Below are 14,477 nucleotides of genomic sequence, written 5' to 3'. Positions count from 1 at the left end.
ATTAGTTTCGCCCATATTACTTGTTAAACTTGTTAAAGAATTTGTTAATGAAGTCCTTGGCTGAATTGGATAGTTCAGTATTATTTAGCGCATTTGCGGTTTCATTGATTGCCGGAGTTAAACCGGGAATCTTTCGCGAAGCAACATCAGCCGCAATTCCGATTCCGCCCGAAACGGCATATTGCCCCACATCCGGCTTCGCAATCTGCACGACCGCATCGGCTGCCATGCCTGTCGCGGTAGCGATATAGGCTGCCGTGGCCAGACCCGGTGCATAAGGCGACGGTATGCTGGCTCCCGCCGCAGTGATTGCCCCAAACCGTCCGGCTGCCGTCGAAACACCCCCCGCCACATTCGCCACCGTCCCCCGTACATCCGCCGGAATCGGCGTTGGCTGATACACATACCCGCTCGGCACCGCCCCCGGCGAGGCCGAGTTGTAGTTCTCCATGATGAAGGTCTGCAACGCCTGATTCGTCTGTGGCAGCGACTGGATAACCAGCGGATTCCCGTTTGCATTGGTCAAGCCGGTATTGATCCACTGCGCGCCCGGATCGGTCGGCGTGCGACCGTTCAGTTCCTCTGCAACACCAGACGGCACCGACCCACCATTCACGGACACGCCCATGATTCGCATCTGATCCTCGATCTGCGCTTGCGTGTACTGCCCGCCGCTCTTGTCCGCTAACTGCTTCGCCAGCGTCCTTTCCTCCGGATGCAACTGCCGGTTATACAGGTCAGTACACCCCGACACGCCCGCCGTTGTCGAGACAGGTTTTCTCCTGATGCAACAAGGCTTTGCAACCGCTTTTTTCCTGACGTGACCCTGTACCCGCAATTTTTTGCCCCGACGCGCGTTTTGACCTGGAGGCGCAGTCTGCCAGAGATTGCTTTTTGCCCATCCCAATTTCCCGCCGTGTTTGACGGCGGCCGAAGGCCGACGGCAAGCACGGCGGAACAGGGCCGTCGTGGACCACCGCTCCATGACAGCGGTGGCCGTCGCGCCGCGATTCAGCGCCAACCCCGTCAAGGCCGCGCGTGAGCGCGCCCGCAGGGCCTGGCCTTGACGGACGCTGGTGTTAGACGCTTGGGGCTGCGGTGCAAGACGACACGGCGGCTTGCACCGCATGCGAAGCACGCTTTGGCTTTTGTCGTTGGGGTTGTTTTCCGCCGCACGCGGCTAAAGAGGGAGCCCCTCGGGGGCGGACGGGCAGAGGCGGCTGCGAGCACGGGAGCGGAGGCCCGCAGGGCGCCGCAGCCCAGCGCAGCAGACCCGGACAGGCGGGGCCGTGACCCTTCGCGCGTAGCGCGCTTGCATCGTCTTTTGCGCACTCGAGGATCATGGCCGGTTTATGGCCCTGACTTCTTATGTGCGCCTCGCGCGCACCCGGCGGGCCGGGGGCGCCAGAGCAAGGGAATGACCCGAATGTTGCGCATGCAACATTCGTTAATTCCTCGCGCTTGGCGTTAAATGCCGGGACGGCACAGCCGGCACGGCATTTACCCCGGCCCGTGCCTCCGGCCGCAGGCCGCCGTTCCTTACTGCCGTAGACACCCAACAACGGTCGCGCGAGTCCTTGCACGCCGGTTCTTCGTCCTTCCTTTGCTGGCCATCCTCATCCGCTGCCATGTCGCGCCCACCGCTTTCGCGTCCACGCGGTGCAGCACCCACCCGCACCGGCTTCGCGGCGTCGATGCTGTCCTGTTCGCGCTGCTCCAGCCGCGCCGGATGTGTCGCCGTGTGGATCTCCGCCTTTTCAGGGCACGGATCGCCACGTGCGTATAGATCCGTGCTCTTCAGGTCCGCGTGCCCGAGCATCGCCTGCACGAACCGCACGTCCGCTCCCGTTCTCCAGCATCAGCGTGCCATCGTGTGACGGGAACAGGTGACACGCGCCGCTCTTGTGCAATCCCGATGCATCGATATATCCCCGCACCAGCTCGCCCGCCTGCGCCTGGCCCCAGCGCCTCGCCGTGCAGCGTCAGGAACAGCGTGCGTCTGCCATCGCCCAGCTCCAGCTGCGGCCTCGCTTCGTCGTACTTCCGATCCACGCCAGCGCACGCTCGCCAATCGGGATCAGGCGTCGCGCTTGCCCCTTGCCCTGGCGCACCATCAGCGCGCGTTCCGGGTCGATGTCGCCCACCTCCAGCGACACGAGCTCCGCGCGCCGCACCCCCGTGCTGTACAGCGTCTCCAGCATCGCCCGATCGCGCAACCCCAGCAGCGTGTCCCCACGCGCGGTACGTTCAGGATCTGCTCGGCTTCGGCTGCACTCAGGATGTGGCGTGGCAGGCGTCTTTGCGCACGCGGCATTTCCCAGGTCCGCTGCGGGGTTCGAGAGGATGCGGTGCTGCTTCACCAGCCACGGAACCACGCCCGCACCGGCGTGAGCCGCGGCGCGCGCGACCCGACAGCGGCTCTCGCCATCGGCCTTGCGGTACAGGAACAGGTGCCTTTGGTAGCGCTCCAGCACCGGGCGCGTCACCTCTGCGGCCAGCTCAACCCGCGCTCGTCGCACCACGCAATGAACGATGCAGGTTGTGCTCGCGACCCGTCACCGTCGCCGCGCTGTAGTGATGCGTGCGCAGCCATTCCGTACGCGCGCATCTGGTGATACAGGCTGCGTGCATCGTCCACCGGGCCCGATCACCGGCAGCGGCGCGCGCGGCAGGTTGCCGCTTTTTCATCTGGCATCCTCAGCAATACGGGCGTCAGTACGATGGCGTTCGGGCGGGTTATTTTCTCCCCTGTAGGCCGGCTTTTTGCCATCTGCCGCGGCGTTTTCCACATCAGCCTTATCCGGCATGGCTTTGCGGCTTGTTTCGATACCCCGGCCACCCACCGACCGCCTCCCCGACCAGGGGCCGACCGAGACCCCGACCGGTCTGTGTTTAGCCCCGACCGGTTTGCATCGTTGTCGAGGATGCGCATCCAGCAGTCCCATCAGGTGCGGCTTGCCATCGTCTGCGCCGTCATAGCGCGCAGCTCGTATTCGTGTCAGGGCCGCGCAAATCACGATGCGCAATCACGTATTCAAGTTCCACCAGGCGCGCCAGATGAACCTTCGCTGCGCGCCCCAGCTGTTGCTTCACGCACGTCGCGCCGCGTGAAGCGGAATTCGTTCTGCTTCGCGCCGTGCCACGCATCGCCCATTCACCCACGCCTGCATCAGCCCCAGCAGACGCCGCGTCTGCGGCGGCATCTCGTCGAGCGTACGCCCCAGCACCTCGTGCGCGATCCGGTTCGCCAGCGCGATATCCGCCTTCGTCACCTCGATGTACGTCAGCGCCTCGCCGCGATGCGTGAGCGTTTTGTGTTCGCGCTGGTACTGGTGCAGCAGCGCAATCGCGCGGATCAGCGTGGTACTTCATGTGATCGCGCCGCGTGCGCGTCTTGCCGTCCATGAACGTCAACTGTTCGGCGTATGGGTTCACCACGTGCACGGGCTTTAACAACCGCTGCGTTGCGGTGCAGGTCAAGCGATGGCGCGCGCTCCGTGTCGGCCAGCAGCCCTTCGAGCGTTCTGCCGCGCGCTGCATCGCGTGGATCTGTCTGCTCGCATGGCTCGTTGATCGTCAGCACCAGGCAACGGTTCAGCAACTCTTCATCCACGTCGATGGCCGTGGTCGTGCATCAGCATCACCGGACCTTTCACGCGGTACTGCTTCGTCACCAGGTTGCCCGTCGCGCCGTCCTTGCCCGTCGAGGCAATCGTCAGTTCGCCATCGCTTTGCAGCAGCTTGAGCGCATAGGCCGCCTGCCGCACGCCTTCTTCCTGGGCGACGCCAGGATGCGGTGCTCGTCCGTCTCGCCCAGATAGAACAGGCTTTGTCCCGTCATCGCGCTGTACTGGATGCTCTTCTTCGGCATCAGGTCCAGCACCGCGTCCATCAGCGAACTCTTGCCCGCAGCGCTGCTCGACTGGATCAGCACGCGAGCGGCGTACCGAGCTTGCGCGACACCGCCGCCATGTAGCCAGCCAGCAGGTTGGTCGTTCACCCACCACGCCACAGCGCGCCATGTCCGCCGAGCCGTGCAGCGGGTCCGGTGCCTTGAGCCCGTCCAGCGCCGCCGTGCTCCGAGCGCATCGAGCTCGACGGCGGCCCTTCGGCGCGAGCGTGCGCGGATCGCCTCGTCCTGCAACGCTGAGCTTCAGAAGCACGCGGCCCAGATCACGCTTGAGCGTGTCTTCCCCTGTGACCGAGCTCCAACCGCCGCCGACTTCAGGTACAGTGCCCGCGCCTTCGCGCTGTACACGTCCAGCGTATCGACGTGATACGCGTCGCCGCGGCGCACCTGCGCATTCACGCGCATCTGCTCCGGCCCGGTTCTCTACGCCAGCCGCGCACGCGCCAGATACGCTCGCAAACGTGAAAGCAGTTCGCCACCTTCGGTCTGCTTCACGTCCGTCGTCCGCCGGCGCGGGCGGTGTTTCCTCACTGGCCACCCGCGCCACGGCTGGCGCTTCCGGTGCTTCGAAAAGCCGCAGCAATGGCGGCTAAAGAAGGAGATGGTTCCGGTTTCCTTCGCTTCCCTGAATCACCACCGGTTCAACAGGAGCCGCAATCGCTGGCCGCTGCTGCCTTGCCAATCCATTCAGCCTGTGCAGCAGCGCCCAGGCTCTTTGCGCGCCAGCCGTCACCTTCCTCGCGTATTCGTTGACGTCCATCCCCCTGGCAGCAGCACGCGCCATGTCTCCATGCCCGCTTGGCGCAGTTCAGTGCCGAGCGTTTCCGCCGCCGTGTTGCGCCTGCGTCGTCGCGGTCATACGCGATCCATACCGCACGTGTGCCGTGGCGCTTCAGTGCCGCCCAGTGATCCTGCGTAAAGCCATTCACGCCATACGCCGCGATCACGTTGCGATACCCCGCGCACAGAACGTCATCGCATCGATCAGCGCCTGCACACGATCACTTCACGGCTCGCGACGAGCGCCGCCTCGTTCCATACGCCCGCGAGCGGCAGCGACGACAGATACAGGTGCTTCGGCTGGCCCGCCGCAATCTTGTGGTTGGCCACGATGCGCCGCCCGTACATCTGGCGCACCGCGCCCGTTTCAAGCTCCAGCACCTGGCACCACCAGACACCGTTCCAGGTGCTCAGCCCGAGGCGCGATACACGCCCACGCGCTGGAGCTTCGCGCACCTCGCGGCCTTCCTTCGAGTGTCCCGGCGGCAGCCGGTACGTCAGGCTCTTGTTGGCATACCCGAGCCGGAACTGTCGACCAGTTCGCCATGCACGAGCCCGCGCTGCGTGAGATAGCCCAGCGCCTCCGGGCTCTGTTTCCGCGTGCCGTGATACGCATCTGCCACCTCGCGCAGCAGCGGGCCTCGTCGGCATCGGCGGCTAAGGAGGGCAGGCGCCGCACGTTGCGAACGCGCCACGCCCACCACGGCCGCGCCATCGAGCGGCGCATCGTTGCGCGGCAACGCACCGCGTGCGGCAGCGAAACGCCCTGTGTCTTCACCCAGTCCAGCACCGTGCCCGAGGCCCCGCAGCCGAAGCAGTGCCCACACGTTCTTTCGCCTCCGACACGAGAGGCTGGGCGCGCCTCCTCGCGGAACACGCAGCGCATGACCCAGTCACGCCCGCGCTTTTTGAGCTCCGTGCCCCTGCGACTCGATCAGCCGCACCAGCGACACCTCGCGCTTCAACCTCTCCAGCTCGTCATGCGGAATCCGGGGCATGGATCGTCCTTCGGCTAAACCGTCATAGACACATTTGCGCTAGGTTACCGGCCTGTAAACATGTTTGGTGGTTAGGGTTTTGCCCAGAAAGGGACTCGCTTAATCGACTCCTCCTCCTTGTCTTTCACGACGCTGAACATGGCAGCCTTTGCAGAGCTAAAGATCTGCGCGAAGCCCGCAAAACTCACGCAGACGCGACTCTCCGAACTGATCGGCGTGAACGCGCGCCCGTATACCGGTGGGAGCGGGGCATCGTTCCGCAACTCGACACGCTCATCAAGCTTGCCGATGCGCTGAACGTGACTCTTGATGAGCTTTCCGGGCGTGCGGTAACGGCCAGTGAGCCGACCGTGCATAACTGGCTTGCACGCGCTGCTAAAGGAAGTGGATGCCTTGCCCGGTGAGGGACCAGCAGGCGCTGGTGATCCTGATGGACAGCCTCGTCCAAGCGGGCCAAGGTCAACCGCGTCATGAGCAACTGAAGGAGAAGTACCGCGTAGAAGCGCGGGTCGCATGGGCGGCAACCCATGCGACCCGCTGACCACAACCAACTCGCACAAGGAGTTGATCATGGCTGATGCCAATCTTATACGCATGCACCGCCCATTCCGGGCGGCGCGTCACCGTCCAGCAGTCGTGGCGGTACCGGCGCATCAATGCGCGAACGCGCACCGAGCCGCCGTTTATCCGTGGATCAAGCTATCCGGGAAGATGGCTTGAGATTGCGGGATTGTTCGAAGCGGGGCAGCAGGTGAGGATCGAGGAGTCGAACACGGCAGGCTCGTCATCACGCACGATTGAGCAACACGGCAAACAACAAACCCGGCGCAAGGCCGGGTTTGTTAGTCTTGTTACGTCTCTATGCGCATTTTTCCAAGTCAGACCGTGCAATCTCGATAGTTTTCAGAAGCTCTGCAAGACTGAACTTCATTCTCACACTCTCCGGCAAGATATACAAATCAGCCAGGAACTCGATTTCCATCTCGTCATTTCCGCCTTCTTTGTCTAACACACAGAGCCGCTGGCCGTTGAAGCTTATCTCTGCCATAAGGTGTTCGTGATCCATATCACTAACGAAGTCGATACTAAATCCAGTCATTCGATTCACCTTATTTCCTCGGATCCAAGAAGCCAGAGAACGAGCCGTCGGCATTAAACCTTATCCCCTGGCCATTGGGCAAACGGAATTCAACACCACCGCGCGAGAGGTTCGTCTGTGTTGTAGACGGGTCGTTTAAGACCTGGTTCACAAACTCGCTTGCGGCAGCATTCTTGTCAGCAATAGAGCCCGTAAGTGGTTCAAACGTGCCGCCAGGACGGCCAGCATGTTTGTCCCACGCTCTCGCAGCAGACGACAGACCAGAATCGTTAATTGGTTGATTCGCTGCATTTTGTAGATCGCTGGTATTGCCAGCACTGGCGCCCCCGTTTGAGCCCTGTGCATTGCCATTATCACCGCTATTGAAGATGGCATTACCCGGCGCATACCCGGCGACGGACGCACTGGAACTCGTGCTACCCGCGAGCGCCTGTCCCGCGCCATCTACCAGCACCGCCCCTGGGCTCGCGGTCGGTGGCTTGCCACCTCCCATACCCACGATAGCATTCAGCCCGTTGGCAATGCCCATCATCACCAGTTCGAACGGCGACGCCGACTTCCGGCCGCTTTCGCCCATCGCCTGCGCGATCTGCTCATCCGCATACGCGCCCGACTTGTCGTTCCACTGGTTATACAGGTTCACGTTCGACGCCGACGCCGCGCCCGCCGTACCCCCAACAAGTCCACCACCCAGCGTCACCAGCATGTTCGCCGCGACCTTGCCGGCCAGCTCTGAACCCGTCTCACCGCCAACCGAGTCCGCAATCTGCCGTGTCTGCCCTGCCAGGTACGACGCCATGCCCGCGCCCGCCGCACCCATCGCCGCGCTGCCGATTCCGCCACCGCCCAGCCCGCCGATCAGGCCACCGCCTGCAATGTGCAGCGCAAGCCGGTTCGACCCGTCGTCACTCCACGACTTCGCCTCGCTCCAGTAGCCCTGTGCCGCCTGGGTATCGCCGCGCGCCTCCGCTGCCTTCGCGTTGTCGATGGCCGCATCGCGCTTGCTGTCGGCGAATGCGCCAATGCCTTGGGCCACCACCTGACCCGCCGCCTGCGCGGCCTGCATCGTGTCGGCCTGCTGGTTCAGGATATCGTTCACGTCCGGCGTTTTCGATACCGTGCCATTGGTATTGGCTGTGTCGCGGCTCAGGCTCGCGATGTCCTGCGTCTGGTGCACCGAATCGGTCACGTTGAGCGTGCCCGCACTGATGGCGCTGCGCGTGGTAGCGCTCTGGTCGCCGCTTTCGTTCTGCGCGATCATCGGCGCCACGCCACCCGCGCCCGGCACCGAAGCGGGGCCGACCGCCTTGTCCGATGTCGGGCCGGGCGACAGACCGTATGAACCACCGATGCTGTTGGCCGAGTAGTGACTCTTGTTCTCGATATCGGAGAAGGTCAGGGTGCCAGTGGTGAGACTGTTCTTTTCCGCATCCGCCGTGCTGGTGATCACGCCGCCTTTCAGATCGGTGTTGCCCTTGACGTTGACGTTGAACCCGCCATCGCCCGCATTGATCCCTGCCTGCTCCTTCACCTGGGCGTAGTCGCCATCCGCGTGACCGTACTGTCCGGTGATGCTCGCGCCGCCGCCGGTCTGGCTGATGCTGAACCCGCCGCCCACGCTGCTCTGGTGCGCCGCGCTCGTCGTCGTGTCCTGGATCGAATGGATATTGAGGTTGCCGCCCACGTCGGCCACAACCGTTTTCGCGTTCACCTGCGAACCCGTGATGTTCGTGTCACCGCCACTCACGATCGTCGCGCTGTTTTTGGCGTTGATGTGCGAGGCGTTCTGCATCGCCGCGTCGCTGTTCGCATCCCCGTGCGCGTTGCTCATCGCCGCCGACACGCCCACGCCATTCGTGCCGATGGACACGCCCGCGCTCGCGCTGTTGCTGCTGTTGCTCGACCGCGTGCTGTCCGTATCGGTGGTGTTCAGCACATTCACCTGATTCTTTGCCGCAACTCGCAGTTCCGACGCGACCGCCGTTGTCGAATCCGGTTTTTGCCTGATGCACCAACGGCTTGCAGACCGTTTCGCCCTGACGTGCCCCTGTGCCTGCAATTTTTGCCCCGACGCGGGTTTTGGCCCGAAGCCGCGAGTCTGCCAGAGATGCCTCTTCGGCCATCCCAATTTCCCGCCGGGTTTGACGGCGGCCGCAGGCCGACGGCAAACCCGGCGGAGCACGACCGTGGTGGACCACTGTTCCAGTTGCGCGCAGGCCTGGGTGTTCCGGGCCGTGGCGCGCCACAGCCCGGTTTGCTGCCGCTTACTCCCGGTACCGCTCAGGGAAGTTCAGCCGCAGGAAGTACGCCCACGCGTGCTCCCGCAACTGCTCCATCACGCTGTGCTGCGCCTGCGGGCGCTGCGCTTCGCCCGCGACCGTCACGTCCCACATGAAGCAGCGCAGCACCACCTCCGGGCGCGTGCCCGCGTTCTCGCAGATCTGTTCAAACTCACGCTCCACCTTCAGCACGATTTCCATGGCGTTTCTCCAGTTCGGCCGCCGCGCGTGACTCGCGCTGCTGGCCCTTTCCCAACAACGCCGCGCGCAGCCACGTCAAGGGCGGGCGAAGCCCGGCGCAGCGAACCCTTGACGTGGCGAGCACGGCGTTACCCTCCGGGGGCCAGCAGTGCGAGTCCCCCGATCACGTTTGCAGCAGGTCCGGCGCTCACCCCGTCAAGGCCGCGCAACGCGCGCCGCAGGGCAGCCTTGACGGCGGGCGGTGTGTGACGCTCAGTCATGCGGTGCAAGACGACACGGCGGCTTGCACCGCATGCGAAGCACGCTTTGGCTTTTGTCGTTGGGGTTGTTTTCCGCCGAGGCGGCTAAAGAGGGAGCCCCTCGGGGGCGGACGGGCAGAGGCGGCTGCGAGCACGGAGCGGAGGCCCGCAGGGCCGCAGCCCGAGCGCAGCAGACCCCTGGGAGGGCGGGGCCGTGACCCTTCGCGCGTAGCGCGCTTGCATCGTCTTTTACGTGCTCCAGGATCATGGCCGGTTTATGGCCCTGACTTCTTGCTGTGCGCCTCGCGCACCCGGCGGGCCGGGGGCGCCAGACATAAGGCGAATTAACGAATGTTGCGCATGCAACATTCGTTAATTCCCTCGCGCTTATGTTAAATGCCGGGACGGCACAGCCGGCACGGCATTTACCCCCGGCCCTCGTGCACCTCCGGCCGCAGGCCGCCGTTCCTTACTGTAGACACCCAACAACTGACGCATGATCCTTGCACGCCGGTTCTTCGTCCTTCACTTTATTGCTGGCCATCCTCATCCGCTGCCATGTCGCCGCCCACCGCTTTCGCGTCCACGCGGTGCAGCACCCGCACCGGCTTCGCGGCGTCGATGCTGTCCTGTTCGCGCCGCTCCAGCCGCGCCGGATGTGTCGCCGTGTGGATCTCCTTCAGGGCACGGATCGCCACGTGCGTATAGATCTGCGTGCTCTTCAGGTCCGCGTGCCCGAGCATCGCCTGCACGAACCGCACGTCCGCTCCGTTCTCCAGCATCAGCGTGGCCATCGTGTGACGGAACAGGTGACACGCGCCGCTCTTGTGCAATCCCGATGCATCGATATATCCCCGCACCAGCTCGCCCGCCTGCGCCTGGCCCAGCGCCTCGCCGTGCAGCGTCAGGAACAGCGTGCGTCTGCCATCGCCCAGCTCCAGCTGCGGCCTCGCTTCGTCCAGGTACTTCCCGATCCACGCCAGCGCACGCTCGCCAATCGGGATCAGGCGGTCGCGCTTGCCCTTGCCCTGGCGCACCATCAGCGTGCCGCGTTCCGGGTCGATGTCGCCCACCTCCAGCGACACGAGCTCCGCGCGCCGCACCCCCGTGCTGTACAGCGTCTCCAGCATCGCCCGATCGCGCAACCCCAGCAGCGTGTCCACGCGCGGTACGTTCAGGATCTGCTCGGCTTCGGCTGCACTCAGGATGTGGCGTGGCAGGCGTCTTTGCGCACGCGGCATTTCCAGGTCCGCTGCGGGGTTCGAGAGGATGCGGTGCTGCTTCACCAGCCACCGGAACCACGCCCGCACCGGCGTGAGCCGCGCGCACTGGCTGCGACCCGACAGCGGCTCGCCATCGGCCTTGCGGTACAGGAACAGGTGCCGCTGGTAGCGCTCCAGCACCGGGCGCGTCACCTCCTGCGGCCAGCTCAACCCGCGCTCGTCGCACCACGCAATGAACGCATGCAGGTTGTGCTCGCGACCCGTCACCGTCGCCGCGCTGTAGTGATGCGTGCGCAGCCATTCCAGGTACGCGCGCATCTGGTGATACAGGCTGCGTGCATCGTCCACCGGGCCGATCACCGGCAGCGGCGCGCGCGGCAGGTTGCGCTTTTTCATCTGGCATCCTCAGCAATACGGGCGTCAGTACGATGGCGTTCGGGCGGGTTATTTTTCTCCCTGTATACGGCTTTTTTGCCATCTGCCGCGGCGTTTTCCACATCAGCCTTATCCGGCATGGCTTTGCGGCTTGTTTCGATACCCCGGCCACCCACCGACCGCCCCCCGACCAGGGGCCGACCAGACCCCGACCGGTCTGTGTTTAACCCCGACCGGTTTGCATCGTTGTCGAGGATTTGCGCATCCAGCAGTCCCATCAGGTGCGGTTTGCCATCGTCTGCGCCGTCATAGCGCAGCTCGTATTCGTGCGTCAGGCCGCGCAACCCACGATGCGCAATCACGTATTCAAGTTCCACCAGGCGCGCCAGATGAACCTTCAGTTGCGTATCGCCCCAGCTCGTTGCTTCACGCACGTCGCGCCGCGTGAAGCGGAATTCGTTCTGCTTCTGCGCCGTGGCCACGCATCGCCCATTCACCCACGCCTGCATCAGCCCCAGCAGACGCCGCGTCTGCGGCGGCAACTCGTCGAGCGTACGCCCCAGCACCTCGTGCGCGATCCGGTTCGCCAGCGCGATATCCGCCTTCGTCACCTCGATGTACGTCAGCGCCTCGCCGCGATGCGTGAGCGTTTTGTGTTCGCGCTGGTACTGGTGCAGCAGCGCAATCGCGCGGATCAGCGTGAGGTACTTCATGTGATCGCGCCGCGTGCGCGTCTTGCCGTCCATGAACGTCAACTGTTCGGCGTATGGGTTCAGCACCGCGAGCGGCGCATCGAGCTTGCGCGACACCGCCGCCATGTAGCCAGCCAGCAGGTTGGTCGCTTCACCCACCACGCCACAGCGCGCCATGTCCGCTTCGAGCCGTGCAACCAGGTCCGGTGCCTTGAGCCAGTCCAGCGCCGCCGCGTGCTCGAGCGCATCGAGCTCGACGGCGGGGCCCTCTTTCGGCGCGAGCGTGGCGCGGATCGCCTCGTCCTGCAACGCTTCGAGCTTCAGAAGCACGCGGCCCAGATCACGCTTGAGCGTGTCTTCCTGTGAGCCGAGCTCAACCGCCGCCGACTTCAGGTACAGTGCCCGCGCCTTCGCGCTGTACACGTCCAGCGTATCGACGTGATACGCGTCGCCGCGGCGCACCTGCGCATTCACGCGCATCTGCTCCGGCCCGAGGTTCTTCTGCCAGCCGCGCACGCGCCAGATACGCTCACCAAACGTGAACAGCAGTTCGCCACCTTCGGTCTGCTTCACGTCCGGTTCGTCCGCCGGCGCGGGCGGTGTTTCCTCACTGGCCACCCGCGCCACGGCTGGCGCTTCCGGTGCTTCAACCGCAGCAATGGCGGCTAAAGAAGGAGATGGTTCGGTTTCCTTCGCTTCCTGAATCACCACCGGTTCAACAGGAGCCGCAATCGCTGGCCGCTTGCCCTTGCCAATCCATTCAGCCTGGTGCAGCAGCGCGCCCAGGCTCTTTTGCGCCGGCGTCACCTTCCTCGCGTATTCGTTGACGTCCATCCCCCTGGGCAGCAGCACGCGCCATGTCTCCATGCCCGCTTCGCGCAGTTCGGTGCCGAGCGTTTCCGCCGCCGTGTTGCCTGCGTCGTCGCGGTCATACGCGATCCATACCGCACGTGTGCCGTGGCGCTTCAGTGCCGCCCAGTGATCCTGCGTAAAGCCATTCACGCCATACGCCGCGATCACGTTGCGATACCCCGCGCACCAGAACGTCATCGCATCGATCAGCGCCTCGCACACGATCACTTCACGGCTCGCGACGAGCGCCGCCTCGTTCCATACGCCCGCGAGCGGCAGCGACAGATACAGGTGCTTCGGCTGGCCCGCCGCAATCTTGTGGTTGGCCACGATGCGCCGCCCGTACATCTGGCGCACCGCGCCCGTTTCAAGCTCCAGCACCGGCACCACCAGACACCCGTTCAGGTGCTCATGGCCCGAGGCGCGATACACGCCCACGCGCTGGAGCTTCTCGCGCACCTCGCGGCCTTCCTTCGAGTGTCCCGGCGGCAGCCGGTACGTCAGGCTCTTGTTGGCATACCCGAGCCGGAACGTGTCGACCAGTTCGCCATGCACGAGCCCGCGCTGCGTGAGATAGCCCAGCGCCTCCGGGCTCTGTTTCAGCGTGCCGTGATACGCATCTGCCACCTCGCGCAGCAGCGAGGCCTCGTCGGCATCGGCGGCTAAGGAGGGCAGGTGCCGCACGTGCGAACGCGCCACGCCCACCCTGGCCGCGCCATCGAGCGGCGCATCGTTGCGCAGCAACTGCACCGCGTGCGGCAGCGAAACGCCCTGTGTCTTCATGACCCAGTCCAGCACCGTGCCCGAGGCCCCGCAGCCGAAGCAGTGCCACACGTTCTTCGCCTCCGACACCGAGAGGCTGGGCGTGTCCTCCTCATGGAACACGCAGCGCATGACCCAGTCACGCCCGCGCTTTTTGAGCTCGTGCCCCTGCGACTCGATCAGCCGCACCAGCGACACCTCGCGCTTCAACCTCTCCAGCTCGTCATGCGGAATCCGGGGCATGGATCGTCCTTTCGGCTAAAACCTGTCAATAGACACATTTGTAGGTTACCATGTAAACATGTTTGATGTGTTGAAGGGTTTGCCAGAAAGGGACTCATACAATGACTGCCTCCTCCTTGTCTTTCACGACGTTGAACATGGCAGCCTTTGCAGAGCAACTAAAGACGCTGCGCGAAGCCCGCAAACTCACGCAGACGCGACTCTCCGAACTGATCGGCGTGAACTCGCGCGCCTATAACCGGTGGGAGCGTGGGGGCATCGTTCCGCAACTCGACACGCTCATCAAGCTTGCCGATGCGCTGAACGTGACTCTTGATGAGCTTTCCGGGCGTGCGGTAACGGCCAGTGAGCCGACCGTGCATAACCCGAAGCTGCACGCGCTGCTAAAGGAAGTGGATGCCTTGCCCGATGAGGACCAGCAGGCGCTGGTGATCCTGATGGACAGCCTCGTCAAGCGGGCCAAGGTCAACCGCGTCATGAGCAACTGAAGGAGAAGTACCGCGTAAACGAAGCGCGGGTCGCATGGGCGGCAACCCATGCGACCCGCTGACCACAACCAACTCGCACAAGGAGTTGATCATGGCTGATGCCAATCTTAATGCATGCACCGCCCATCCCGGGCGGCGCGTCACCGTCCAGCAGTCGTGGCGGTACCGGCGCATCAATGCGCGAACGCGCACCGAGCCGCCGCTTTATCCGTGGATCAAGCTATCGGGAAGATGGCTTGAGATTGCGGGATTCGAAGCGGGGCAGCAGGTGAGGATCGAGGTCGAACACGGCAGGCTCGTCATCACGCACGATTGAGCAACACGGCAAACAATAAA

At 64.2% G+C, this 14,477-nt stretch carries 16 protein-coding genes and 1 pseudogene; 5 read left to right on the top strand and 12 right to left on the bottom strand.

Annotation, left to right across the window (positions count from 1 at the left end; translation table 11 throughout):
• Positions 1 to 16 precede the first annotated feature (16 nt).
• The 3 genes from PWP93_RS27110 to PWP93_RS27100 all read right to left on the bottom strand — a co-directional run bounded on the left by PWP93_RS27110 (position 17) and on the right by PWP93_RS27100 (position 2,474).
• Positions 17 to 985, bottom strand: a complete 969-nt coding sequence (locus tag PWP93_RS27110) for a hypothetical protein (protein ID WP_421046766.1) — start codon at positions 983 to 985, stop codon at positions 17 to 19.
• 462 nt (positions 986 to 1,447) lie between these two features.
• The gene (locus PWP93_RS27105; RefSeq protein ID WP_421046765.1) at positions 1,448 to 1,837 is read right to left on the bottom strand and encodes a hypothetical protein; all 390 of its coding nucleotides are present in this window, start codon (positions 1,835 to 1,837) and stop codon (positions 1,448 to 1,450) included.
• Between the two features lie 145 nt (positions 1,838 to 1,982).
• Positions 1,983 to 2,474 (bottom strand): tyrosine-type recombinase/integrase, encoded by a 492-nt coding sequence (locus PWP93_RS27100; protein WP_421046764.1) that lies wholly within the window; start codon positions 2,472 to 2,474, stop codon positions 1,983 to 1,985.
• A 450-nt stretch (positions 2,475 to 2,924) separates the two neighbouring features.
• On the opposite strand from PWP93_RS27100, the gene PWP93_RS27095 reads away from it, so the two are divergent.
• A complete protein-coding gene (locus PWP93_RS27095) occupies positions 2,925 to 3,407 on the top strand; it encodes a hypothetical protein (RefSeq protein WP_421046763.1) in 483 nt (160 codons plus the stop codon).
• Positions 3,408 to 3,605: 198 nt separating this feature from the next.
• On the opposite strand, the gene PWP93_RS27090 is transcribed toward PWP93_RS27095, so the two are convergent.
• From PWP93_RS27090 to PWP93_RS27070, 5 genes are all read right to left on the bottom strand, one after another.
• Positions 3,606 to 3,767 (bottom strand): hypothetical protein, encoded by a 162-nt coding sequence (locus PWP93_RS27090; protein WP_421046762.1) that lies wholly within the window; start codon positions 3,765 to 3,767, stop codon positions 3,606 to 3,608.
• Positions 3,716 to 4,000: a hypothetical protein gene (locus tag PWP93_RS27085; protein ID WP_421046761.1), complete on the bottom strand. Its 285-nt coding sequence runs from the start codon at positions 3,998 to 4,000 to the stop codon at positions 3,716 to 3,718. Before PWP93_RS27085 ends, PWP93_RS27090 begins: the two co-directional genes overlap by 52 nt.
• A gap of 551 nt (positions 4,001 to 4,551) precedes the next feature.
• On the bottom strand, positions 4,552 to 4,878 hold the full coding sequence (locus PWP93_RS27080; RefSeq protein WP_421047008.1) for a toprim domain-containing protein: 327 nt from the start codon (positions 4,876 to 4,878) through the stop codon (positions 4,552 to 4,554).
• Positions 4,879 to 4,894: 16 nt separating this feature from the next.
• Positions 4,895 to 5,146, bottom strand: a complete 252-nt coding sequence (locus tag PWP93_RS27075) for a hypothetical protein (RefSeq protein ID WP_421047025.1) — start codon at positions 5,144 to 5,146, stop codon at positions 4,895 to 4,897.
• Positions 5,058 to 5,576, bottom strand: a complete 519-nt coding sequence (locus PWP93_RS27070; protein ID WP_421046760.1) for a CHC2 zinc finger domain-containing protein — start codon at positions 5,574 to 5,576, stop codon at positions 5,058 to 5,060. The genes PWP93_RS27075 and PWP93_RS27070 overlap by 89 nt, the downstream gene beginning before the upstream one ends.
• Between PWP93_RS27070 and PWP93_RS27065 the strand changes: the two genes are divergently transcribed.
• Both PWP93_RS27065 and PWP93_RS27060 read left to right on the top strand, forming a co-directional pair.
• Positions 5,508 to 6,092, top strand: coding sequence for a helix-turn-helix domain-containing protein (locus tag PWP93_RS27065; RefSeq protein WP_421046759.1), 585 nt, complete (start codon positions 5,508 to 5,510; stop codon positions 6,090 to 6,092). The genes PWP93_RS27070 and PWP93_RS27065 overlap by 69 nt on opposite strands.
• A gap of 173 nt (positions 6,093 to 6,265) precedes the next feature.
• On the top strand, positions 6,266 to 6,697 hold the full coding sequence (locus PWP93_RS27060) for a hypothetical protein (protein WP_421046758.1): 432 nt from the start codon (positions 6,266 to 6,268) through the stop codon (positions 6,695 to 6,697).
• A 705-nt stretch (positions 6,698 to 7,402) separates the two neighbouring features.
• On the opposite strand, the pseudogene PWP93_RS27055 reads toward PWP93_RS27060, so the two are convergent.
• The 4 genes and pseudogenes from PWP93_RS27055 to PWP93_RS27040 all read right to left on the bottom strand — a co-directional run.
• Positions 7,403 to 8,741 (bottom strand): annotated as a pseudogene (locus PWP93_RS27055) (hemagglutinin repeat-containing protein); the annotation flags it as partial.
• Positions 8,742 to 9,051: 310 nt separating this feature from the next.
• Positions 9,052 to 9,267: a hypothetical protein gene (locus PWP93_RS27050; RefSeq protein ID WP_421046757.1), complete on the bottom strand. Its 216-nt coding sequence runs from the start codon at positions 9,265 to 9,267 to the stop codon at positions 9,052 to 9,054.
• Between the two features lie 769 nt (positions 9,268 to 10,036).
• Positions 10,037 to 11,125 carry a site-specific tyrosine recombinase XerC gene (xerC, locus tag PWP93_RS27045; RefSeq protein WP_421046756.1) on the bottom strand — a complete coding sequence of 363 codons (1,089 nt, stop codon included), beginning with the start codon at positions 11,123 to 11,125 and terminating at the stop codon, positions 10,037 to 10,039.
• Positions 11,122 to 13,653 (bottom strand): CHC2 zinc finger domain-containing protein, encoded by a 2,532-nt coding sequence (locus tag PWP93_RS27040; protein WP_421046755.1) that lies wholly within the window; start codon positions 13,651 to 13,653, stop codon positions 11,122 to 11,124. Before PWP93_RS27040 ends, xerC begins: the two co-directional genes overlap by 4 nt.
• A gap of 137 nt (positions 13,654 to 13,790) precedes the next feature.
• On the opposite strand from PWP93_RS27040, the gene PWP93_RS27035 reads away from it, so the two are divergent.
• Complete coding sequence (locus PWP93_RS27035; protein WP_421046754.1) at positions 13,791 to 14,141, top strand: helix-turn-helix domain-containing protein; 351 nt, start codon at positions 13,791 to 13,793, stop codon at positions 14,139 to 14,141.
• Positions 14,142 to 14,232: 91 nt separating this feature from the next.
• Entirely contained in the window at positions 14,233 to 14,457 is a 225-nt protein-coding gene (locus PWP93_RS27030) for a SymE family type I addiction module toxin (RefSeq protein WP_421046753.1), read from the top strand.
• The last annotated feature ends 20 nt before the right edge of the window (positions 14,458 to 14,477 follow it).

Source organism: Paraburkholderia sp. A1RI-2L (assembly GCF_048957375.1).
Classification (GTDB): Bacteria; Pseudomonadota; Gammaproteobacteria; order Burkholderiales; family Burkholderiaceae; genus Paraburkholderia.
The sequence above is the reverse complement of the archived record's forward strand: the minus strand, read 5'-3'. Positions and strand labels throughout refer to the sequence as shown.